General features: G+C 44.2%; 23 protein-coding genes. 18 read left to right on the top strand and 5 right to left on the bottom strand.

The window, feature by feature from the left end; genetic code table 11:
• The first annotated feature begins 79 nt into the window (after positions 1-79).
• The 8 genes from AAC033_RS02080 (at position 80) to AAC033_RS02045 (ending at position 8399) form a co-directional block, all read left to right on the top strand.
• The gene (locus tag AAC033_RS02080) at positions 80-1327 is read left to right on the top strand and encodes a tagaturonate epimerase family protein (protein WP_339734857.1); all 1248 of its coding nucleotides are present in this window, start codon (positions 80-82) and stop codon (positions 1325-1327) included.
• 34 nt (positions 1328-1361) lie between these two features.
• The gene (uxaC, locus tag AAC033_RS02075; RefSeq protein WP_339734855.1) at positions 1362-2762 is read left to right on the top strand and encodes a glucuronate isomerase; all 1401 of its coding nucleotides are present in this window, start codon (positions 1362-1364) and stop codon (positions 2760-2762) included.
• Between the two features lie 109 nt (positions 2763-2871).
• Positions 2872-3909 (top strand): sugar kinase, encoded by a 1038-nt coding sequence (locus tag AAC033_RS02070; protein WP_339734853.1) that lies wholly within the window; start codon positions 2872-2874, stop codon positions 3907-3909.
• Positions 3910-3937: 28 nt separating this feature from the next.
• Positions 3938-4609: a bifunctional 4-hydroxy-2-oxoglutarate aldolase/2-dehydro-3-deoxy-phosphogluconate aldolase gene (locus AAC033_RS02065; RefSeq protein ID WP_339734851.1), complete on the top strand. Its 672-nt coding sequence runs from the start codon at positions 3938-3940 to the stop codon at positions 4607-4609.
• Positions 4610-4644: 35 nt separating this feature from the next.
• On the top strand, positions 4645-5613 hold the full coding sequence (locus tag AAC033_RS02060; protein WP_339734849.1) for a TRAP transporter substrate-binding protein: 969 nt from the start codon (positions 4645-4647) through the stop codon (positions 5611-5613).
• Between the two features lie 12 nt (positions 5614-5625).
• Positions 5626-6105 carry a TRAP transporter small permease gene (locus AAC033_RS02055; protein WP_339734847.1) on the top strand — a complete coding sequence of 160 codons (480 nt, stop codon included), beginning with the start codon at positions 5626-5628 and terminating at the stop codon, positions 6103-6105.
• A gap of 4 nt (positions 6106-6109) precedes the next feature.
• Positions 6110-7573, top strand: coding sequence for a TRAP transporter large permease (locus AAC033_RS02050; RefSeq protein WP_339734845.1), 1464 nt, complete (start codon positions 6110-6112; stop codon positions 7571-7573).
• Positions 7574-7745: 172 nt separating this feature from the next.
• A complete protein-coding gene (locus AAC033_RS02045; RefSeq protein WP_339734843.1) occupies positions 7746-8399 on the top strand; it encodes a class I SAM-dependent methyltransferase in 654 nt (217 codons plus the stop codon).
• 119 nt (positions 8400-8518) lie between these two features.
• Here AAC033_RS02045 and AAC033_RS02040 read toward each other — a convergent pair whose 3' ends face one another.
• The 3 genes from AAC033_RS02040 to AAC033_RS02030 form a co-directional block, all read right to left on the bottom strand.
• The gene (locus tag AAC033_RS02040) at positions 8519-9493 is read right to left on the bottom strand and encodes a type IX secretion system membrane protein PorP/SprF (protein WP_339734841.1); all 975 of its coding nucleotides are present in this window, start codon (positions 9491-9493) and stop codon (positions 8519-8521) included.
• A gap of 111 nt (positions 9494-9604) precedes the next feature.
• Positions 9605-10567: a hypothetical protein gene (locus AAC033_RS02035; protein WP_339734839.1), complete on the bottom strand. Its 963-nt coding sequence runs from the start codon at positions 10565-10567 to the stop codon at positions 9605-9607.
• Positions 10568-10585: 18 nt separating this feature from the next.
• Positions 10586-11134, bottom strand: a complete 549-nt coding sequence (locus tag AAC033_RS02030) for a HEAT repeat domain-containing protein (protein WP_339734837.1) — start codon at positions 11132-11134, stop codon at positions 10586-10588.
• Between the two features lie 109 nt (positions 11135-11243).
• Here AAC033_RS02030 and AAC033_RS02025 point away from each other — a divergent pair, with 109 nt between their 5' ends.
• Positions 11244-12578, top strand: coding sequence for an MATE family efflux transporter (locus tag AAC033_RS02025; protein WP_339734835.1), 1335 nt, complete (start codon positions 11244-11246; stop codon positions 12576-12578).
• A gap of 165 nt (positions 12579-12743) precedes the next feature.
• Here the strand turns inward: AAC033_RS02025 and AAC033_RS02020 are convergent, their stop codons facing one another.
• Together AAC033_RS02020 and uvrA are read right to left on the bottom strand one after the other, a co-directional pair.
• On the bottom strand, positions 12744-14525 hold the full coding sequence (locus AAC033_RS02020) for a hypothetical protein (RefSeq protein ID WP_339734833.1): 1782 nt from the start codon (positions 14523-14525) through the stop codon (positions 12744-12746).
• 164 nt (positions 14526-14689) lie between these two features.
• The gene (gene uvrA, locus AAC033_RS02015) at positions 14690-17491 is read right to left on the bottom strand and encodes an excinuclease ABC subunit UvrA (RefSeq protein ID WP_339734831.1); all 2802 of its coding nucleotides are present in this window, start codon (positions 17489-17491) and stop codon (positions 14690-14692) included.
• A 161-nt stretch (positions 17492-17652) separates the two neighbouring features.
• On the opposite strand from uvrA, the gene AAC033_RS02010 reads away from it, so the two are divergent.
• From AAC033_RS02010 to AAC033_RS01970, 9 genes are all read left to right on the top strand, one after another.
• Positions 17653-18246, top strand: a complete 594-nt coding sequence (locus AAC033_RS02010) for a sigma-70 family RNA polymerase sigma factor (protein ID WP_339734829.1) — start codon at positions 17653-17655, stop codon at positions 18244-18246.
• A 63-nt stretch (positions 18247-18309) separates the two neighbouring features.
• On the top strand, positions 18310-18546 hold the full coding sequence (locus AAC033_RS02005) for a hypothetical protein (protein ID WP_339734827.1): 237 nt from the start codon (positions 18310-18312) through the stop codon (positions 18544-18546).
• A gap of 95 nt (positions 18547-18641) precedes the next feature.
• On the top strand, positions 18642-19487 hold the full coding sequence (locus AAC033_RS02000) for an SPFH domain-containing protein (RefSeq protein ID WP_339734825.1): 846 nt from the start codon (positions 18642-18644) through the stop codon (positions 19485-19487).
• A 105-nt stretch (positions 19488-19592) separates the two neighbouring features.
• Complete coding sequence (locus AAC033_RS01995; protein WP_339734823.1) at positions 19593-19763, top strand: DNA-binding protein; 171 nt, start codon at positions 19593-19595, stop codon at positions 19761-19763.
• A 58-nt stretch (positions 19764-19821) separates the two neighbouring features.
• The gene (locus tag AAC033_RS01990) at positions 19822-20031 is read left to right on the top strand and encodes a zinc ribbon domain-containing protein (RefSeq protein ID WP_339734821.1); all 210 of its coding nucleotides are present in this window, start codon (positions 19822-19824) and stop codon (positions 20029-20031) included.
• Between the two features lie 381 nt (positions 20032-20412).
• Positions 20413-21084 (top strand): Crp/Fnr family transcriptional regulator, encoded by a 672-nt coding sequence (locus AAC033_RS01985; RefSeq protein ID WP_339734819.1) that lies wholly within the window; start codon positions 20413-20415, stop codon positions 21082-21084.
• Between the two features lie 139 nt (positions 21085-21223).
• Positions 21224-22249 (top strand): hypothetical protein, encoded by a 1026-nt coding sequence (locus AAC033_RS01980; RefSeq protein WP_339734817.1) that lies wholly within the window; start codon positions 21224-21226, stop codon positions 22247-22249.
• A gap of 79 nt (positions 22250-22328) precedes the next feature.
• Positions 22329-22706 carry a cytochrome c gene (locus AAC033_RS01975; protein WP_339734815.1) on the top strand — a complete coding sequence of 126 codons (378 nt, stop codon included), beginning with the start codon at positions 22329-22331 and terminating at the stop codon, positions 22704-22706.
• A gap of 22 nt (positions 22707-22728) precedes the next feature.
• A partial coding sequence (locus AAC033_RS01970) for a DUF5777 family beta-barrel protein (RefSeq protein ID WP_339734813.1) occupies positions 22729-23183 on the top strand: 455 nt, incomplete at its 3' end.

Raw genomic sequence — 23183 nt, 5'->3', positions numbered from 1 at the left:
TACTTTCGTGTGCGAACACGGAAGTGGCCGTGTCCTTCGTTAATTTGGATTGTATTAATAAAACAAATAAATATCTAACATGGAATTAAGCAAATATAGTTTTGGTGTGGGTGACCGTTTTTCACACCAAGGAGAAGCCCAGTTGAGAGCTATTATTAAGGCGAACAAGTCAGGTGTTGATGTGAGTCCGGTTTGGAACAAGTCGAACCGGGAGCATGGGATTGTAAAGACAACGCCAAATGATGTTCGAACAGAAGCTGATGCAGCTGTAAAAGCGTTGGGTTGGAATGACCGCTATTTTGTTGATGCCGATCACATCAATCTTACAACGGTAGCTCCTTTTGTGGAGGCATCCGATTTTTTCACGTTGGATGTTGCGGCTTTTATCGGTAATGAGAGTTCGAAAGAGGCTATTGAAGCCTTTTTGTCTTCTTGTGAAAAATACAAAGGCGCCCTTCAAATTCCGGGAATTTCTGAGCCAATTCAGGTAGATGATGAGTTGCTGATTGAAATCGCCGTTAAGTTTCTGGCTGCAACAGAGCAGGCAGCCAGCATTTATCAGTACTTGGTTGAGAAAAAAGGGAAAGGTAATTTTATTACCGAAGTGTCGATGGATGAAGTGGACACTCCGCAAACACCAGTTGATTTGTTTTTTATTCTGAAAATGTTGGCCGATAGGGGTGTGCCTGCGCAAACCATTGCACCAAAGTTCACGGGACGTTTTAATAAAGGTGTGGACTACGTAGGTGATTTGGGGCAGTTTGCCAAAGAGTTTGAAGAAGATGTGTTAGTCATCGCACACGCGATAAAGGAATTTGGTTTGCCGGCCGATTTGAAACTGAGTGTGCACTCGGGAAGCGACAAGTTCTCGATTTACCCAATTATGGCCGAGATCATCAAGAAACACGACAAGGGGCTTCATGTAAAAACAGCCGGAACAACCTGGCTTGAGGAAGTGATTGGTTTGGCTCTGGCCGGCGGCGAAGCGCTAGAGGCTGCCAAGGAAGTTTATGCCAGCGCCCTGAGCCGAAAAGACGAATTGTGCGGGCCTTACGCCGACGTGATTGATATTGACGATACCCTCTTGCCATCCGCAGAGGAAGTGAATGGCTGGTCGGGCGAAAAGTTTGCCAACACCTTGCGCCACATCCCGGGACATCCGGATTATAATCTGAATTTTAGACAGTTGATTCATGTGGGATACAAAGTTGCTGCCGAAATGGGCGAGCGGTATTATTCACTGCTTGAAAAAAATGCCGATGTAGTGGGCTCCTGCGTTGAAGAGAATATTTATGAAAGACACTTGAAACGCTTATTTAATTTATAAGAGTTTAATTTTTAAGAGAAAAATACGGAGACTGATGAAGAAATTTATGGATGAGAATTTTCTGTTACATACAGAAACAGCTCAGAAACTATACCACGAACACGCGGCCAAAATGCCAATATTTGACTATCACTGTCATATTTCACCGAAAGAAATCGCTGAAAACAAGTCGTTTGAAAATATCACACAAATTTGGTTGTACGGCGACCATTATAAATGGCGTGCCATGCGTACCAATGGGGTAGACGAGCGCTATTGTACGGGCGACGCCAGTGATTGGGAAAAGTTCGAAAAGTGGGCCGAAACTGTGCCCCATACTTTGCGTAATCCGCTTTATCACTGGACTCACCTGGAGTTGAAAAAATTCTTCGGAATCGATAAGGTTTTAAGCCCGGAAACCGCAAAGGAAATTTGGGATGCATGTAACGAAAAGCTAACATCAGGCAATTATTCATGCCGCGATATTATTCGCATGGCCAATGTCGATACGATTTGCACCACAGACGATCCGGTTGATTCGTTGGAGTACCATCAGTCCATTAAAAAAGATGGATTTGAAGTGGCCGTGTTGCCGGCCTGGCGCCCCGACAAAGCCATGATGGTTGAAAATACAGAGACTTTTAATGATTATGTCTACCAGTTAGGTGAAGTAGCTAATGTGGAAATTGATAGTTTCGATGCCTTTATGGTAGCTTTAGATAAGCGTCACCAGTTTTTTCACGATAATGGTTGTCGGCTGTCTGACCACGGTTTGGATACAGCTTTTGCCGAAGATTATACGGAGGAGGAGATCAATGCCATTTTTGATAAGATCCGCTTGCAGAAAGCACTGAGCAATGAGGAAATCATAAAATTCAAATCCTGCATGTTATATGAATTTGGTATCATGGATCACTCGCGGGGCTGGACACAACAGTTCCACATTGGGGCACAGCGTAATAATAATACCCGGCTTTTCAAGAAACTGGGACCCGATACCGGCTTCGATTCAATTGGCGATGTGCCCGTTGCCGCACCACTGGCCAAATTACTCAACCGTTTGGATATGGAAAACAGATTGTCGAAAACCATTTTGTACAATCTGAATCCGCGCGATAATGAATTATACGCGACCATGATTGGTAATTTTCAGGATGGCTCGGTGCCCGGAAAAATGCAATATGGCTCCGGTTGGTGGTTTCTCGATCAAAAGGATGGCATGGAGAAGCAAATGAACGCTTTGTCGAACTTGGGCCTGCTGAGCCGCTTTGTTGGCATGTTAACGGATTCGCGTAGCTTCTTGTCGTATACTCGCCACGAATATTTCCGTCGCGCCTTATGCAACTTATTGGGCAACGATGTGGAAAATGGCGAAATACCAAATGACATGAAGTTGCTCGGAGAGATGGTGGAAAACATTTGCTACAACAACGCCAAAAATTATTTTAAGTTTTAGAGCATGAGGTTCAAAATTAGTTCCGATCGATGTTATTTGAATTGATTCTTATTGTAAAGATTTCTATTTTTGCAATCGATTGCACTGAAACTAAAAACAGAATTAGAACATGAATAAAAAAGTTGTAACGTTTGGAGAGATTATGTTGCGCCTGGCAACACCAGGATACTTGAGATTTAACCAATCAAATAGTTTAACAGCAACTTTCGGTGGAGGAGAGGCTAACGTGGCCGTCTCTTTGGCCAACTACGGAATTCCGGTGGACTTTGTGACCCGACTACCGGAGAATGACATTGCCCGAGCTTGCAAAATGGATTTGAAAAGCTATGGAGTAGGCGTCGACAAGATTATAACTGGCGGCGACCGTGTCGGGATTTATTTTCTTGAAACAGGTGCTGTGAGCCGTGGTAGTAAAGTCGTTTACGACCGGGCACACTCGGCCATCGCTGAAATTAAACCTGGTATGATTGATTGGGACGAGGTATTTGAAGGAGCCGGATGGTTTCACTGGACCGGAATTACACCAGCCATCTCGCAGGGAGCTGCCGAGGTGTGTTTGGAAGCCATCAAAAAAGCCAATGAAAAAGGAGTTACCGTTTCCTGCGATCTGAACTACCGTAAGAACCTGTGGAAGTATGGTAAAACTGCAGGTGAGGTGATGCCGGATTTGGTTGCCGGAACGGATGTTGTTTTAGGAAATGAAGAAGATGCCGCCATGGTTTTGGATATTCATCCTGAAGGCGTTGATGTCACCGGTGGACATGTGGAAGGTGCGGCTTACGAATCCGTTTCAAAACAAATCATGGCCCGTTTTCCCAGGTGTAAAAAGGTAATTACTACCTTGCGCGGGTCGGTGAATGCCAACCACAACAGCTGGGCCGGCGTACTTTGGGATGGTAAACGGTTGTATGAATCTCGTCAGTATCAGATTACGCACATTGTTGACCGTGTAGGCGGTGGTGATTCGTTTATGGGTGGACTAATCTATGGCCTGCTGACCTATCCTGACAATGATCAGAACGCCCTGGAGTTTGCCGTGGCTGCTTCGTGTTTGAAGCACACCATTTATGGTGACTACAACCAGGTAACGGTTGATGAAGTGAAAAAACTGATGGGCGGAGATGCATCCGGCCGTGTAGCCCGATAAATTGAAACTTGGAATTTGAAATGAAATTATGGCCCGATTTACAAGAATAGAAGTAGCACAAACAATGAAAAATACCGGACTGGTTCCGGTTTTTTATCATGCAGATGTTGAATTATGCAAACAAGTAGTAAAGGCATGTTATGAAGGAGGTGTCCGTGTATTTGAATTCACCAACCGCGGCGATTTTGCTGCTGAGGTTTTTGGCGAGCTGACCAAATGGACGGCTAAGGAGTGTCCGGAAATGATTATGGGCGTGGGATCCATTGTTGATGAGGCAACCACCGCTTTATACATTTCTATTGGTGCAAACTTCATTGTCTCGCCGTTAATTGATGAAGGAATGGCTAAGGTTTGTAACAAACGCAAGATTGCTTGGAGCCCTGGTTGTGGTTCAGTGACAGAAATTGGCCGCGCACACGAGTTGGGTTGTGAAGTGGTCAAGATTTTCCCGGGTTCATCGGTTGGCGGCCCCGATTTCGTAAAAGGAGTGATGGGCCCAATGCCCTATGCGAGCATTATGCCAACAGGCGGTGTTTCGCCCGACGAGGAAAACTTAAGCCAGTGGTTTAAAGCCGGAGTTCACTGTGTGGGCATGGGGTCACAATTGTTCCCGAAAGAAATTTTGGAGCAAGGTAATTTTGATTATATTACAAAAAAATGTCAAGAAGCCTTGGGCATCATTGAGAAATACAAAAAATAACCAACGACAATTATATGGTTTATAATAGCAAACTTGTGAAATTTTTATGTGGGATTCTTTTGCTGACTACGTTCTCTTGCGTTGGTCCACTAAAGGACAAAAGAGAACTGAAGCTGGCACATGGATTACCTGTTGACCATCCGGTACATCACGCAATGGAATTTATGGCCGAACGTACTGCTGAGCTTTCTGAAGGAAAGTTGATCATCGATATTTATCCTGCCGAGCAGTTGGGGTCGGAGCAACAATGTGTCGAATTGCTTCAAATCGGCAGCCTGGCGATTACCAAAGTGTCGGCCGCCGTAATGGAAAGTTTTACCGACGACTACAAGGTTTTTGGACTGCCTTACATCTTCAAGTCAAAAGAACACGCTTTTAAGATTATGGATGGTGAAATTGGGCAGGATCTCCTGTTGAGTACCGAGAATAAATGGATTCGTGGGTTGACATACTACGATGCCGGTTCGCGCAGCTTCTACACCAAATCGAAACCGATCACCCATCCAGATGATTTAGCAGGATTGAAAATCCGGGTGATGCGAAGTATAACAGCCGTTGAAATGACCAAAGCATTGGGTGGTTCGCCAACTCCAATTTCGTGGGGCGAATTGTACACCGCCTTGCAAAGTGGTGTGGTTGACGGCGCCGAAAACAATCCGCCCAGCCTTTATACTTCGCGGCATTACGAAGTTTGTAAGTTCTACTCGCTTGATGAGCATACTACCATTCCCGATGTGTTGGTGTTCAGCCAAATTATTTGGGATAAATTGAGCGAGCAGGAGAGGGAGTGGATTCAGCAGGCGGCGGATGAGTCGGCTGTGTTGCAACGTAAACTTTGGGCCGAATCCGAAATAGAATCGCTGGAAGAAGTCCAAAAAGCAGGTGTTCAAATTAACTATCCTGACAAAGCCCCATTCATTGAAAAGGTGCAACCCTTGCTGGAAAGTTACAAGGACAAACCAGTCATCTATTCCTACATCAAACGAATACAAGCCGTTGAATAAAATCAAATTAACATGACTGTACGAAATTTTATAGACAAATCGCTGGAATGGATCCTGGTCTTTTTGATGAGTATCCTGGTTGTTGATGTGCTCTGGCAGGTTATTAGCCGGTATATCATGAATTCACCCAGCAGTTTTACCGATGAATTAGCAGGTTTTTTACTGATCTGGGTGGGCTTACTTGGCGCGGCTTATGTTGCCGGCAAGCGCGAACACCTCGCCATTGACCTGCTTATTCAAAAGAGTTCGCCCCAACGAAAATTTAAGCTCGAAATGATCATTAGTGCCATTATTGTTGTGTTTGCCATTACGGTGATGATTATTGGTGGTTCATGGCTGGTTTATACCCGGTTTTACCTGTCGGTTAAGTCGGCTGCTTTGGGGATGCCTTTGGGAATTGTTTACCTGGTATTGCCGTTGAGCGGTGTTTTGATCGCTTATTTCGATGTGGATAATATGTACAACATGGTTAAAGAAAACCGGAAAAAATAAGCTTATGGAATTTCTTGAAATATTTGTGCTCATTTTCAGTTTTATTGTTTTGCTGGTCATCGGCGTGCCCATTGCATTCAGTATTGGGATTTCCGGAATTTTGACCATGTTGGTCAGTATTGATGTGATCCCGGCCCTGACAACATTCTCGCAGCGTATGGCCACGGGTCTGGATAGTTTTGCCTTACTGGCTATTCCGTTCTTTATTTTGGCGGGAAACATCATGAATAGCGGGGGAATTGCCATCCGCCTGATCGACTTTGCCCGTGTGCTTGTTGGCGGGATTCCCGGGGGAGTGGCAATTGTAAATGTGCTGGCGAATATGCTTTTTGGAGCCATTTCCGGTTCGGCAGCCGCATCAGCATCGGCCATCGGTAGTATTATGGGGCCTGAGATGAAGAAAGAGGGTTATGCCGACAACTTCAGCGCGGCAGTGAATATTACGTCGGCAACCACAGGTTTATCCATTCCTCCCAGTAACATCCTGATTGTTTACTCTTTGGCTAGTGGTGGTGTATCCATTACCGCGCTGTTCCTGGCCGGTTACGTTCCCGGTATCCTTACCGGGCTTGGAATTATCATTACTGCGGTCACCATGCTGATATATAAGCGTAAAGGGACCAAGGCAGCCGTAAAAGCTTTGGGAATTGCCGCACTGATTGGTGTCGCACTGGTCTTGGCGTTTCAGGGCATTTCGATGGCCCGCGCAACGTTTAACCCGATTGTCAATCGAGTCCTATTTATCCTCTTTTTAATCGCCTTTGCTATTTTTGCCTTTATCAAGACCAAAAACAACAAGGCGAAAGCATTGGATGGATCGAAGAAACTTCTGGATGCCATTCCCAGCTTGCTCATGTTGATCATCGTGATTGGAGGTATTGTGGCCGGCTATTTTACGGCGACTGAGGCTTCAGCCATTGCTGTTTTATATTCTGTCATTCTGGCCTTTATCTATCGACAGGTTTCTTTTGGCGATCTGCCATTGATCATTCTGCGTTCGGTAAAAACAACCGGAATTGTGTTACTGCTGGTTGCCACTTGCTTGGGATTGTCTTGGATTATGGCGTATGAAAATATTCCACAAAATGTTAGTGAGGGCTTATTGTCTATTTCAAGCAATCCGTTTATCATCTTATTGCTGATTAACCTGATTCTCCTTTTTGTAGGTGTGTTTATGGACATGACTCCGGCTGTATTGATCTTCACACCTATTTTCCTGCCGATTGTAACGGCGATGGGGGTTGATCCCATTCACTTCGGTATCATTATGGTGCTCAACCTAAGTGTGGGACTTTGTACACCACCGGTCGGATCTGTGCTCTTTATCGGTTGCAGTGTCGCAGGCTTAAGCATCGATAAGGTAATCAAGCCGCTTATCCCCATGTTTTTAGCGATGGTAATCGTGTTGCTTCTGGTGACTTATTTGCCACAACTGAGCTTGTGGTTACCTGCTAAATTTGGATTTTGATTTAGTGAAAGATAAAGTTGAAAAGCCAGAATTGTCACACGGAACAGTTCTGGCTTTTTTCTTTCTGAATGAAAATAGCAACGCCTTGGTCGCTTTTTGAAGAAACAAAAAAATATCAGCTTGTTAGTCATGTAAGTATTTCGTAATATTATTCCCCGAAATGCGGAATGTTATGAAAAGCTCCAGAAGTGTCTTATGCCTGTTTTCTATCAGCTTGGTAATGCTGTTTGTGAGTGGAACCCTGCCCGCCTGTGCGCAGGAAAACGGGAATCAGGAGAAGCTGGATCAGCGTGTGAAGAGTTTTCTGGAAAGCAGCAAAAACAACTGGCGCGACATGAATGTGCCGGAATCGGACGGCCAGCTTCTGTACGATATTATTATCGAGAATAACTACACGCGTGCCGTTGAAATCGGCACATCGACAGGTCATTCGGGTATATGGATCGCCTGGGCGCTGAGTAAAACAGGTGGTAAACTGATCACCATTGAAATCAATAAAAGAAGGTATCTCGAAGCGCTGGCGAATTTTAAGAAAGCTGGCGTATTGGATTTTGTCGATGTGCGCCTTGCTGATGCGCATGAACTCGTCCCGGCTCTGGAAGGCCCGTTCGACTTTGTTTTTAGCGATGCCGACAAAAGCTGGTACATCAACTATTTTAAAGACCTGGATCCGAAGCTGGAAGTGGGAGCCTGTTTTGTTACCCACAATGTAAGCCAGCACAACAACTACAACTTTTATGAGTACGTCAGCCAACTGGGGAACTACAAAACTACACTTGACGACCGGGGTGCCGGTATGGCCATCAGTTATAAAAAAGCAGAATAGGGGTGTGAAGGTATCAAATTCCAAAAATCCAAGTACTTGTGTGTCAAGCATCCGGCAAACTGTTCTGATGAAGGGCTAATCACCATCAATGACAAGCGATAACTCCATCACGTCGTCGCCTACAGCGACGGAATCAAGAGGGCATCGCGGTTGTTGTGTTTCTCGCCAATTAAAAAGGTTAGTGAGAACTCGTGTGACCCGCTGGAGTAGTTGGACAATTTAGACAGTGTATAGTCGTAGCTGTAGCCTATTTTGAATCGGTTTTTCATCACCCCAATCATAGCAATCACGGCGTCAGGTTGTACGCCCAGGTTTTGACGGTACCAAAGTCCGCCGGCCAGCGACTTTTCTAACATGTACAAGCCCAGGTTGATCTGCTTGAATGTTCCCTGTTGTTGGTAAATGATGTTGGGCGAAAGGGTAAACTCGCGCGACAATAAGCCCCGGTGCAGTTTGTGGGTTCGCGATCCGGCATGGATTGTTATCTTCATGGGCAAGCGGCCTTTCTGATCGCCAACAAAAACCGACTCGTCGGGCTGGGTTAAATGCATTAGGCTGAATCCGAAAAAGAAAGCATCGTATTGACCCAGCGCACCTATTCCGAAATCGGGATAAAGCAGGCTTGCGTTTTCTTGCTGCTCTTCATTACCGGGAATGGTAATGCCTGTGAGCTGATCAATCATGTCTGGAAAAATAAGCCGCCCGTAATCCAGTTTCTTGTAGGTCATTCCAAGTTGAAGGCCGAGATCGAAAAACAGCCGCTCGTTGACTTTTGCATGGTGCGAATAGAACAGATATCCCGATGAGGTTTCAATCAATCCGTTCAGCTCCGTGCTGTTTTGAAATTGTGCCCCCAATCCTCCTTTCATCTTTTCAAAATACTGATCGTACGACAAGCTGTAATTGACATAGGTGTTCCCTTTTTGAGGCCACTGGTTGCGGTAGTTTAGAACCAGCCGGGGTGTTGCTGAGGTTCCTGTAAATCCTGGATTTAGATAGAGTGGGTTGGCATAAAACTGCGAATACTCCGCATCCTGGCCATTGGTCAGCATGCAACAACTTATAAGAATGAAAATAAAGAAAGCCTTTTTCACACGAAGTTCAGATTTGAGTCATCCTTTTTAACGACCGGTAAAAGTAACATTTAAGTTTGAAACTGGCAGATGGAACGCCTTTTCGTGTTGCAGAACAGCAATTGATTCGGTCTATAAATTGCGGATTAATGCAGGAACCGCCTTGCCATAACGGGTTAGTTCAGGAAAAATGACAGAGATTATCAAACTGTGCATGGGGTGGCTGAATTGGCCTGACCGGTTTAAAATTGCTCCCAGGTAATTTACTTTCAGGACGTCGAAGTCGTAACCCAGGTTGAGCGAGAGTTGGTTGTTTCCGGTATCGAAATTTGAAAGAAATCCGAGGCCGGCTTCAAGCTGCTTGCGTTGAATCGTCACTTCGGCAAATGCTTGTGCAAACTCATTGCTGTAATGCAGCACTGCGCGGGGACGAATCAAGTAGCTTCGTGACAAAAGTCCCCGTTGGCGCCAGGTGAAAATCTTTTCTGCATGAAGTAACAGGTCATACACGTATGTATTGAACTCATCGGTCTGCGGATTTTTTTTGTACGACCATCTGGCTTTGCCCGAAATGCCCACGGAGCCATGGTAGTCTGAAAATAAGATTCCGGCTCCGGCAACCAGTTCGGTGGTTCCAAAAAAACCGCCCAATGGCACCGAACTCCCTGATTGTCGGATTCGTTCAGAAACAAACATGCTCAGTTCTTGCAAGGGTTGTTGAAAGCCCAATGTGACGGATGGAACCAAATACTGGCGGTTGACCATCGGAAAATACTTGGCGATGGAGGCTTCTGCAAAAGGGGCGACTACGTCTTGCGTATAGTCCATTCGAATTCCGCCCAAAAAACCCAATCCGAGCGACTTCTTCCGGACAAAAAAGTCATGACTGGCCAACTTCAATAAGGCTTGCGTGTCTTTGCGCCGGGTGCTTTGCAGAGCCACCATCAATCGGTCGCCACGGGTTGAGCCAACAAACGATGGGTTAAGCAAAATAGGTGTGGTGTAGCGTTGAATGTCGATAAACTCTTGAGCCTTGACAGGTTGACTGAGGCTTACTAACACAAGAAAGATCAAGATCATTCCGAATCGACTCACAGAATTTCGTTTTAATGATTAGTATGACTGGGGCTCAATGCCTCTTTCAAAAGCAGGAAGAAAGTGCAACAAATCGTGCATCAGTTCTTTCTTCTGATCGTTGGTCTGCAGCATGGCATCCTTCAGTTTGCGGCTTTCCTTTTCAACAATTTCTTTCGAAATTCGTCCTGACATGTTAGTGATCACGGTGTAAGCTTCAAAGGCTACCAGCAATTCCTGCTCAATTACCAAGTCAATAAACAAGGAAAGGTGCATGCTGTAATCCAAGCCATTTTCCCAGCAGGCCGAAACAAGTGGTTGCAATTCGTTGGCATATTTTTTATTCTCAATGGCTTGAATGAACAAGGGAATGGCATCGCTTTGCTTAATTTCAGCCAGAAGCATGCGGATTTGCGATTTAACCTCAGGACTGTCTGTTGTATGGAGTAGTTCAACCAATACTGGAATATAATGGACGTTTCCCGTTTCTTTGAGTTCCTCAATGGCTTGGACCGCCGTATCTGTATTGGTTGAATTTAAACGTTCAACGGTGCGTATGCTGATCTTTTTTGATTTCTCTGTACTCATGTGCTTTTACTTTAAGCTGCAAATTTAATATTTCCAAAAGAATAATGAGAACGAGGCCATGGCCGATTTGTTGAATCGAATAAGTACATTTGCAGACAATTTTTTTTTGATGGATAAAACCAAGGAGTTGGGCGAGGGAAGTATCCCGCGTCTGATGCTGAAATATTTTATACCAGCCTTCATCGGGGTATTTGTGAATGCCTTGTATAACATTGTCGATCGGATTTTCATCGGTCAGGGGGTGAGTGCCGTGGCGCTGAGTGCGGTATCAGTTATATTTCCGGTCATGCTGATTATGATGGCGTTTGGCATGCTGATCGGCATTGGCGCCGGCGTGCTGGTGTCGATCAATATGGGTCGACGTGATATGGATAAAGCCGAACGCGTGTTGGGTAACAGCTTTTTATTGATGATCCTGGCTTCAGGTTTAATCACCCTGATTGGTTTCGTAATTAAAATGCCCATGCTGAAGATGTTTGGGGCCACGCCCGAAACCATAGAATATGCCAACGACTATCTGAATATTATCTTGCTTGGAACGGTTTTTCAGGTGGTGGGCTTCTCATTAAATAATGTCATCAGAAGCGAGGGAAATGCGCGAATTGCGATGTATTCCATGATTCTGAGTGCCGGTCTGAACATGATTCTTGACCCCCTGTTTATTTTTGTTTTTGATTTGGGAGTGAAAGGTGCTGCCTATGCCACCGTAATCTCTATGATTGCCCTATCGGTTTGGGTGCTTCTGCATTTCCGGAGTAGTCGTTCGATTGTTAAACTGCGGCCAAAATATTTTCGGCTGGAGATTCCCATTGTGAAAGAGATTCTAGCCATCGGAATGGCGCCGTTCTTTATGCAAACCGCCAACTCAGCAGTGCAGGCGTTGATCAACACCAAGCTGATTCGGTTTGGTGGCGATTTGGCGGTTGGAGCGATGGGGATTATCAATTCGGTCATCACGTTGATTGTGATGTCGATTGTGGCGATTAACATGGCGACTCAGCCCATTATCGGCTTTAACTATGGTGCCAATGAAGGCAGCCGGGTAAAAGAAACCTTACGCCTGGCTATGATTTCGGCTACGGTTATATCGTTGGTTGCTTTTGTCCTGGTTCAGGCCTTTCCCGAAGCAATTGTCGGGCTTTTCAATTCTTCGGATCCTGAACTGCTGGCCATCGGGAAGCAAGGCTTAAGGCTGGCTATGCTGGCCCTCCCGTTGGTTGGTTTTCAGGTGGTGGTGGGCAACTTTTTCCAGTCGGTTGGGAGGGCACAAATTGCTACCCTTTTAACGTTGCTCAGGCAGGTCATTGTCTTAATTCCGCTATTGTATATTCTGCCCGATTTTCTGGATTTAAAAGGAATCTGGATTTCCATGCCCATTGCCGATACCTGTTCGGCCTTGATTGTCACGTATTTTATTTCAAAGGAATGGAAACGTCTGGCTTAAATTGTCGCTTGGGCTTTTTCCGCTGATCTCGGAGTCTCGCACGGGGTGATGTAAATTCCACTCCTTCGGAGTTATCCTGGTGAGCCGCTAAAACAAAAAATAATGTCCGTCGAATCTCGTTCAACGGACATTGCAGTGTGTCGTTTGCCAGCCAAGAGGCCTCGCTTAAATTTTGTTTTTCTCCAGCTTTTGGGTGAAAGCTTCCAGCTCGCTGAAAACATCGCGTTTCATTTCCTGAAGCTTGTGTTCATATTTTTCGAAAAACTGCCGGTAATAGTTAATTCCCTCGTTCAGGTTGGCCTGGAATTTTCGCAAATAAGCCAGTTGTTTATTGTCCTGGGTTTCGCGAGCTTCCCTTAGCCTGTTTTCAAGGTACTCCACATACATGTGCAATTCCTTCAGAAACAAATTTGGCCGTTTTACTCCCTTCAGCAGGTTGATTTTTCCGTAGATGTGGTCAACCATTTCCTTCAAGGACACCACTTGTTTGAAATAGGCAATGTTTGGTCCGGGACAAATACTAACGCCAGTGCGTTTGCTATCGGTTTCAAGGCCGTTAGCCAGGTAGGTTGAATTGGTCAGCCCTTCGCAAAGGCATTCCTTTTCAGTCAGCTTACTTTTTTGGTATTGCTTTTCATCCGTGCCCATTTCCGATTCTTCCACTTCGTTTAATTTCTTTTTCAGATATTGTTTTGATGCGGTACAGATCGGTATCTCGGTATATTCTGTGTTAAAGACCAAGTATTTTTTTGTACAGGGAAAACCAGGTTTTCCTTCAGCAAGGTAGTTCTGAATGGCCTTTTGCTGGCTGGCGCCTCTAACATTATTGAACGGAACGCCAAGGGGTGAAGCATCGCTCAAATAAAGATCATCTTCTCCGGCATTTTTGAGCAGGTTCAGGCTTTCTTCGTCAATGTTGCAAGCCTCCGGAACCAGCATAAACGGGCTGCCCCAACCAATGCTGTCCAGGTTGTACTCTTCAAGCAGAAGTTGGTGTTCCTCATTGGTTCCAACACCACCTTGTGCGGTTATTCTTATCTCAGGGGTCTGGCTCAATTCTGCCAGTCCTTTTTCTTTTAGTCCGCTTTGGTAAACTTCGAAGGTAGCGTCAATCAGCTCTTGCCGTTTTTCTTTAAACTCTTTCAAGATCGGGCCGAGCAAGTATCCCTGGGTGGCAAAAGCGTGTCCGCCACAGTTCAGGCCCGATTCAACACGGTATTCCGAAATCCAGATTCCTTTCTTTGCCAGAAAGCGTCCCTGTATCAAAGCCGATCGAAAATCGCTCACCTTTAAGGTGATTTTTTTGCGAAGCTGGCCGTTCTCATCCGGATAAAAATCGCTGAAATTTTCAAGGTAGCTGTATAGTCGAGGGTTCATTCCGGCTGAAAGTACCAGCGATGAGCTTAATTTGCTGTTGGCAAATCCTCGCAAGGCGGCATGTGCGTCATTGTATTCGGCAGGCAGTTGCTCGCGGTTCAGGTAGTTCGCTTTGTCCAGCTTGGTCATGATGTTGACATCAATACTCCCCGGACGCAATGTGGTACGCAGCCAGTTTTTGACATCGGTCAGGCTTTTGTTTTCCATCAGATGGTTAAACTTCTCACGAATTTGTTTGGAGTCGGGAAGCAGCTCAAAATATTTCTCCAGTTCACTTTCCTTTTTGTGCAGGCTATTGACCAGTTCGTCGTATTTCCGGTTCACCAGCTCGTCTACCAAATTCAGGTAAGCTGTAATGCGTTTCGCCCGAAAGTCTTCTGCCTTGTTTGTAATTGTTTGGTATGGAATGTCAAACTTTTGGCTGTAGAATTCGCGCATTTTTTCCATCAAAATATCATCAACTAACGAGATGACTGATGAAATGCCAAAGTGCGCTACCCGGACGGGAGTGTCTATGGTATATCCCAATCCCATGACCGGAATGCTGAATGTGTGTTTGTTTAAACTCATTTAATGCGTATTTATTGTTATCGGAACGTTTTGATTTGCAGACTATTTTTTATTTGTGAAACCTGCAGTTTAAACTACCCTTGTTCTCGCGTTTATTTGCGTGTAAAGATATCGATTTTTATCTCGTTTGAAAGAAAATCAAGGATTACCGTGATGTTTGAGATCTATAGTTTCTCCGACAATGCTTTTGCGGTGAATGAATCTGACTTGCTCACCATGTCTTCGGGAGTTCCTTCAAACAAAACATGTCCGCCATTTTTACCGCCTTCGGGTCCCAGGTCAATAATCCAGTCGGCTGATTTTATAATTTCCAGGTTGTGCTCGATGATGATAATGCTATGTCCGCGCGCGATCAAGGCATTGAATGAATCCAACAACTTCTTGATGTCGTGGAAGTGAAGCCCGGTAGTCGGTTCATCAAAAATGAACAGGGCCGGTGAATCTTTTTCCTTGGCAAGAAAAGCCGCCAGTTTTACCCGCTGGCTTTCCCCGCCCGACAAGGTAGACGAACTTTGCCCCAGCTTGACATAGCCCAGCCCAACATCTTGCAGGGGTTGCAGCTTTTTGGCGATTTTTTTCTCGGTGCTGCCTTTGAATTGTCCGAAAAAATCGATGGATTGGTTGACAGTCATCTCCAGGATGTCATGAATATTTTTCCCTTTGAATTGGACTTCAAGAATTTCATCCTTAAAACGCTTGCCGTGGCAGCTCTCGCACTGCAGATGAATGTCGGCCATAAACTGCATTTCCACTTTTATTTCGCCTTCACCTTGGCACTCTTCGCATCGCCCGCCATCAACATTGAATGAAAAGTGTGAGGGTTTGAATCCCTGATACTTCGATGCCTGTTGCTCGGCGAATAGCTTGCGAATCTCGTCGTAGGCTTTCAGGTAGGTCACCGGGTTGGAACGCGACGATTTTCCGATTGGGTTTTGATCCACAAATTCCACCGATGTCAGCCGTTTGAAATCGCCTGTAATGGTGTCATGCTGCCCTGTTTTTTCGCCATATCCGCCAAAGAGCTTGGCAACTGCAGGATATAAAATCCGGCTCACTAAGGTCGATTTTCCCGATCCGCTCACGCCCGTTACCACGGTCATGGTGTTAAGCGGAAACTTGACGGTGATGTTTTTCAGGTTGTTTTCGCGGGCGCCCTTTATTTCAATGAAGTTATTCCATTTTCTGCGTCGTTCGGGTAGTTCTATTTTTTTTGTACCATTCAGGTAGTCGGCAGTCAGACTGTTTTTTGCCAACAGCAATTGCTTATGATCTCCCTGGAAAACCAACTTTCCGCCATGAATTCCGGCTTTGGGGCCAATATCGATAATCTCGTCGGCAGCACGAATAATTTCCTCATCGTGCTCCACCACCAAAACCGTATTCCCAATTCGCTGCAGTTTCCGCAATACGCTGATCAGCCGTTCCGTGTCTTTGGGATGGAGCCCAATGCTGGGTTCGTCCAGTATGTATAACGAGCCAACCAGGCTTGAACCCAACGATGTAGCCAGGTTAATGCGTTGCGACTCACCGCCCGAAAGGGTAGAGGAGAGTCGGTTGAGGGTCAGGTAGCCCAAGCCAACATCGTATAGAAAATCGAGTCGATTACTGATTTCAATTAAAATACGTTTGGCTAATTTCTGTTCGTGCTCATTAAGTTCAAGCTGCTTAAAGAAATCTTTCAGCTCATTCACCGGCAGTAAAACCAAATCCTGAATGGATTGTCCCCCAACTTTAACATAGCCGGCTTCTTTTTTCAGGCGGGTTCCGCGGCAATCGGGGCAATTTGTTTTTCCGCGGTAACGCGAAAGCATCACCCGGTACTGTATTTTATAACTGTTTGATTCCAACATCTTAAAAAAGGAATCGAGGCCTTCAAAATAACGATTTCCTTCCCAAAGCAGATGGCGTTGTTCTTCGCTCAGCTCGTAATAAGATTTGTGTATCGGGAAGTCAAATTTTGAGGCATGCTGGATGAGTTCGAGTTTCCACTTCTGCATGCTATCACCTTTCCAGCAAGCCACAGCATCCTGGTAAACGGAAAGTGACTTATCCGGAATGACCAGATCTTCGTCAATCCCGATAACTTTGCCATAGCCTTCGCATGTTTGGCAAGCGCCCACCGGGTTGTTGAAGCTGAACAGGTGCTCGGTCGGTTCTTCAAATTCCATTCCGTCTGCTTCAAAAAGGCTTGAAAAAGTCTGCTCTTTTACATTTTCTCCCTCATAAATTTTGATGATGCAGGAGCCGTGTCCTTCAAAAAAAGCGGTTTCAACCGAATCAGCCATCCGGCTTACATTATCTTCGTCCTGACTGGCTTGCAAGCGGTCAATGACGATATTACACTTTCCGGAGCAGAAATCCGTATTTTTATCCGCCAGTAATTGATCAATGCGTTGAATGCCATTCGGAGTCTCAATTCGCGAAAAACCTTGCTGAAGCAGTAATTCCGCTTCTGCAAGAACCGACCGACCATTCTTGGCCGTTAGTGGAGCACCAATAAGTATCCTTGTTTCGGCCGGAAAGGAGGTCATGTAGTTGACGACATCCGTTACGCGGTGGCGTTTTACTTCTTGTCCCGAAACGGGAGAAATTGTTTTGCCGATGCGTGCATACAATAATTTAAGATAGTCGTAAATTTCGGTTGAAGTCCCCACTGTAGATCTGGGATTGCGTGTGTTTACCTTCTGCTCAATTGCGATGGCTGGCGGAATTCCCTTAATGAAGTCAACCTCGGGTTTGTTGATTCGCCCAAGAAACTGCCGGGCATAGGATGAGAGACTTTCCACGTAACGACGCTGGCCTTCGGCATATAGCGTATCAAATGCCAGGGATGATTTTCCCGATCCGGATAATCCAGTAATTACCATAAGTTTGTTACGCGGTATCTTGAGCTCAATGCTTTGCAGATTGTGTACTCTGGCTCCCTTAATGTGTATTTCTGATGCTGGTATTTTATTGCTTGTCATGGATCTGTCTTCATTTTAGCGGATGGAAATTTGTTTTTTAACCAAAAAACAGTCATTTTTACCCCGTGCAAAATTAACAAATTGTTTTACTCATACATAAAATCTGATTGCCTATAGAAGAATTTTACTTTTGTTTATATAAGAAAACTAAATAGAAAGTAATGTTCAAAACTGAAACATTGAACGATAATTTGCTCGTTCAGAAATTCATACAAGGCGATCAGGCTGCTCTTGAAGAGCTTGTCGGACGGCATAAAAACAGAGTATTTACCTACATTGTTCTGATCGTTAAAAATCATCAGCTTGCCGAAGATATTTTCCAGGACACATTTATAAAAGTTATTCGTTCGCTCAAGAATGGGAAATACACCGAAAATGGAAAATTTGTTTCCTGGGTCTTACGTATTGCCCACAACCTCATCATTGATCATTTCCGCAAGGAAAAGCTGTTAAATACCACATCGAACGACGATACCGAAATAGACCTTTTCAACTCCCAAAAATTTGCTGAGGATAACATCGAAGACAAGCTGGTGTATGATCAAATTACGGAGGATGTTCGTAAATTAATTGATTTATTGCCTGAAGATCAACGACAGGTAATTATTATGCGCCACTATATGGGCTTGAGTTTCAAGGAAATATCAAGGCAAACCGAAGTGAGTATCAATACCGCTTTAGGGAGGATGCGTTATGCCCTAATTAATTTACGTAAGCTGATTGAGAAAAATAGGATGAACCTGACAAAAATTTAAGTCTTTGGCAGGCAATAAACTTTCGTCGCAGGCGTTTTTTATTTGAATTAAAAACTACACACAATGCCTATGATGAAAAATTATACCTTAATCTATTTTATTCATGCTCATCCATCTGATCAATTTGCTCCTCTAGAAATTGATTTAAGTCGTGAGAAGGAAGTTAGTATGGATTCTGAGTTGAGCGAGTTATTGTTTTCGCCTTCTGAAAAGTCAGTTCAGGAAATTCTTAATTTCTCCAGATCGTATGAGGTTTTAGACTCGAATCTGACGGCTCACATCGAAGTGATTAAAAACTAAGATTTTTAAAAATGAGTTGTAAAGCATCTTGACCCGGATGCTTTTTTTATGTAATTTAGTGATATCAATATGATATCAATTTAAATTACAAAGCAATGGAAAAAATTTATCGTGCCGGTTCAGGCTATGTTTTTGTTGTTGTGGAAATTATTCTGCTCGTGCTTATGGTGTTCGGATTTTATAGCGAAAAACCTATTCCCGCTGTTTCACTGATAATTGTTTTCGTGTTTTTTGCCAAAGGATTTACCATTGTCAATCCAAACGAAAGTGCGGTTTTGGTTCTTTTTGGGGATTATCGCGGGACGATCAAGAAGAATGGATTTCGTTGGGTGAATCCTTTTTTTATAAGGAGAAAGATTTCACTGAGAGCGCGAAACCTGGACAGTGAACCAATTAAGGTCAACGACAAAATTGGAAATCCGATAAGGATTGGGGTTGTGCTGGTTTGGCGTGTGCGCGATACTTTTAAAGCGGCTTTTGATGTGAATGATTTTGAACATTTTGTAACCATTCAAACGGAGGCGGCGATCAGGAAGTTAGCTGGACTCTACCCATATGATAATTTTGAAGATCATGAGGCCGAGATCACATTGCGTAGTGGGGGTGAGGAAGTAAATGAGGAACTTGAGCGTGAGGTAACTGAACGTTTGGCAATCGCCGGCATTGAGGTGATAGAAGCCCGGATCAATTACCTGGCGTATGCACAGGAAATTGCACAGGCTATGCTGAAACGCCAGCAAGCAACGGCCATCGTTGCTGCCCGTTTTAAGATTGTGGAAGGAGCCGTTGGTATGGTTGAGATGGCTTTGGATGAATTGGGCAAAAAGGGAATTGTAGAGCTGGACGAAGATAAGAAAGCCACGATGGTCAGTAATTTGATGGTGGTGCTTTGTGGAGATAAAGAAGCCACCCCGGTTGTTAATACTGGAAGTATTTATTAAGTCGAGGCTGAACGACGATCGCCGTGGGGTGGCTCGTGTGGAGAATCTGAGTGATGATACTCCGGAAGATTGGATAGAGTTGAGAATGATTGGAAAGAGAATATGATGACAAAGAAAAAATCATTTGTATTGCGTTTAAATCCGGATGACTATGAAGCGCTGGAGCGTTGGGCTGCCGACGATTTTCGGAGCATTAACGGGCAGCTTGAATGGTTGATTAATAAAGCTTTGAAAGATGCCGGGCGGAAGTCTAAAAAGACACCAGGCAGCAAGTGAGTTGATCAATTATTGTTCATTTAGAATTAATTGTTTTGAATAACCAACCGATACGCTCATGAGAAAAGTTTATGTATGTCCCAAGTGTAATGTCAGACAAGCCGAGATCGATGAAATAAGAACGACCGGATCAGGTTTCACCAAGTACTTTAATATTCAGAACAGGCGCTTCACCGCTGTTTCGTGCAGCGCCTGTGGATATACCGAGCTATATAAAGGTATACGCTCGTCAGGAGCAAGCAGCGTGCTGGATTTTATCACGAACTAGCGATTTTATGATTTGTTCACGCAGTTAATTCCTGATTTTTTTATTAGCGAAAAGATGGATTTATCCGGTCTTGGCGTCTTCAAAAAACCTCGAAAGTGTACTCGTGCGCTCAGTTTTTGTCAAAAGCAACCAATGAGGATATTCTACAACATTTTTTTTAGTTCATCTCTTTTTTAATTAACCTATTGTCAGTATATTAAAGCGGTTTAAAAATGCCGACTTATATCCGAGTATTAAAATAGGATATGAAAATATGATGCATGCGAATATTAATATATATATTTATGCGAAAATATACTATTCTTTAATTAGCGAGTTTTGACAGGGATGTTTAAAGAATCACAAATAGAAGATTGTATTAACTGCGCTAAATCGTGCTGCATGCGTTGTTTGCCCGAGGCGGAGTCCAGCATATTTGAATGTTTGTCGAAGGAAGATATGGATTATTTAATGAATTGCAAGCGCAATGTTGTTTTTAATCCCGGTGAAACCATCATTAAGCAGAACACTTCGACAACGCATTTTGTGTGTATGAAGGAGGGCTTGGCCAAAGTGGTGGCTGAAGGTGCGAATGGGAAGAACGTAATTTTGAAGTTGATTTCGACCCATAGTCTGGTGACTGCCGGTGGTGTAATTAGTGACGATATTCGGCATTTTACGGTATCCGCCTTGACGACGGTTGAATGTTGCTTTATCGATTCTACCCGTTTACATACCATCTTGGCCCGCAATAGTAAATTTGCCTACGAACTGCTAAAATACAACAACAAGCAAAATATTGAGATGCTCAATACTTTGATCGGTTTAACCCAAAAATATATGCCTGGTCGGGTAGCCGATACCTTGTTGTACTTAAAAAACAAAATCTATCAGGCAAATCCATTCCATTACAAACTCAGCAAGCAGGAATTCGCAGAGATGTCGGGCATGACAAAAGAGAGTTTCATTCGGAATATGAAGGAGTTAGAGGTCTCGGGAATTCTCAGGCAAAGTCGAAATGAAATCGAGATTCTGAACGAGCCGGAACTGATAAAAATCAGTAAAAATGGATGATTGACATTTGTCAATTTTTCTCTCGAAATATGTCACCCCGCAAGTCTTAGAAATTAGTCCTTTCAATTATACTTTTACGCTCAAACTAAAGAGTTGGAAGCGATTCCAGATTAAATGAATGTACTAAATTTTTAAGCGTATGAAACTCAGAGAAATAACCAAGTTGTTGTTTGTAGCCTCGCTGGTATTGTTTATTATCCCCGCGTGTGTAAAAGAAGGCCCTCCGGGATTGGACGGTGCTGATGGTGCTGACGGAATAGATGGTGTTGACGGTGCTGATGGTGCTGATGGTGCCGATGGTGTAGCATTTTGTATTGATTGCCACAACACGGCGACAATGGATGGATTTGATGCCCAATGGGCGACTTCAGGTCATGCTGCAGGAAGCTCACTAGGGTATGCAGGTACCAGGTCTGGCTGTGCTAACTGTCACTCAGGAGTTGGATTTGTTGCATGGCTGAATGGAGGTTCTGATATTTCAGGATCACCAATTGACTGTAAAACGTGTCACACCCATGGTGAAACGCCAGTTTTTGAAGATGGGGAAGGGAATCCTGTTTTCTTAAGAACTGATGAAGCGGTTACTTTGATGGCAGACAATACGATTGAAGTAAGCTTGGCTAGTGGTTCCAATGCGTGTGTAAACTGCCACCAGTCAAGAAAAGCTTATACAGATATCGATGCTGACGGTGATGGTATTGCTACTATTCCTAGCCATTATGGTCCGCACTATTCTTCTCAAACCAATATGCTGGTAGGAACAGGTGGTCGCGAATTTGCAGGTACTACAGCATATCCTGAATCGGGCAGTAGCGCAAGCGCGCATGCTGAGCTTGGTTGCGTTTCTTGTCATATGAGCGATTCCAACCACGAGTTTACTACGCCAATGATCAGCGCTTGTACGCAGTGTCACAGTGGTGCTACCAACTTTGACGTAAACGGTAAATTAACTGAAATTGCCGGTTTGGTTACAGAGTTGGAAGTGTTACTTGCAGCTGAAGGAGCTTTTGCAGACGGAGAGGTCGTTGAAGGTGTTGATGTATCTGTTGATGTGTTGGGTGCTGCTTGGAACTACTTGCATATCTATGATGATCATAGTCAAGGTGTTCACAATCCAGCCTATACTGAAGCACTACTTCGCAATACAATCGAAAAATTGCAATAAACAGAGAAAATATAATTAAAGAAAAGCTTCTGACGAGGAAGCTTTTTTTTAATCGTTTATAAGCTAAACACCACGCAATATGAAAAATTTTAAAATATTACTGGGGCTTTTCCTTGTTCTGGCCGTTGGTGCTTGCGAGTATGATTTTGTTGCTCCGGAGGAAATTCCAGATATACCGATTGAGGAGGATCTAAGTTTTGCGACAGACGTGCTTCCAATCTTCACTGCAAATTGCGCCAGCTGCCATAATGCGGGAGGAAGAGCACCTGATTTATCCGCAGCCAATGCCTACCAAAGCATCAATACTGCAAAATATATCAACCGGGACAACCCGGAATCGAGCCTGATCTACTCATTTGTTAAGTCCGGAGCTTCGACGCATACACATGCCCAATACACCGGTACCCAGGGACAATATATTTTAGTATGGATACAGCAGGGCGCACAAAATAATTAGTGAAAATAAAAAGAAATCTACTATGAAGAAGACAATATTATATATCCTCTTAGGTCTGTTTGTTTGCACTAATTTGTTTGCTCAGGATGACGAATCAGCCGAAGTGGTAGAAAAGGATAAACCAGTTCGGTTTGCCTGGGAGAGCGGAATGCTGATCGATCAGCAGACCTCACAAATTCCAACGGTGAAAACCTTGGAAATGGTCATTCAGCATAAATTTGGCTCTATTGATAATGGGAGTTCTGACCTTTGGGGAATTTACGCTCCGGCCGGAAATATCAGGCTTGGACTGAACTACGTAGTGGCTAACAACGTACAGATTGGCTGGGGAATTTCCAGAAAAAATATGTACAATGATTTCAATGCCAAGTGGACCATTTTTGAGCAAACAAGAAAGAATCAAGTGCCTGTTTTTGTTACCGTCTATGCCAATGCTGCCATTGACGGAATGAACCGGGACGATCTTCAGCTATATAA

Source organism: uncultured Sunxiuqinia sp., assembly GCF_963974515.1.
In the GTDB taxonomy this organism is placed as follows: Bacteria; Bacteroidota; Bacteroidia; order Bacteroidales; family Prolixibacteraceae; genus Sunxiuqinia.
This window is presented reverse-complemented; position numbering and strand designations above follow the sequence as displayed.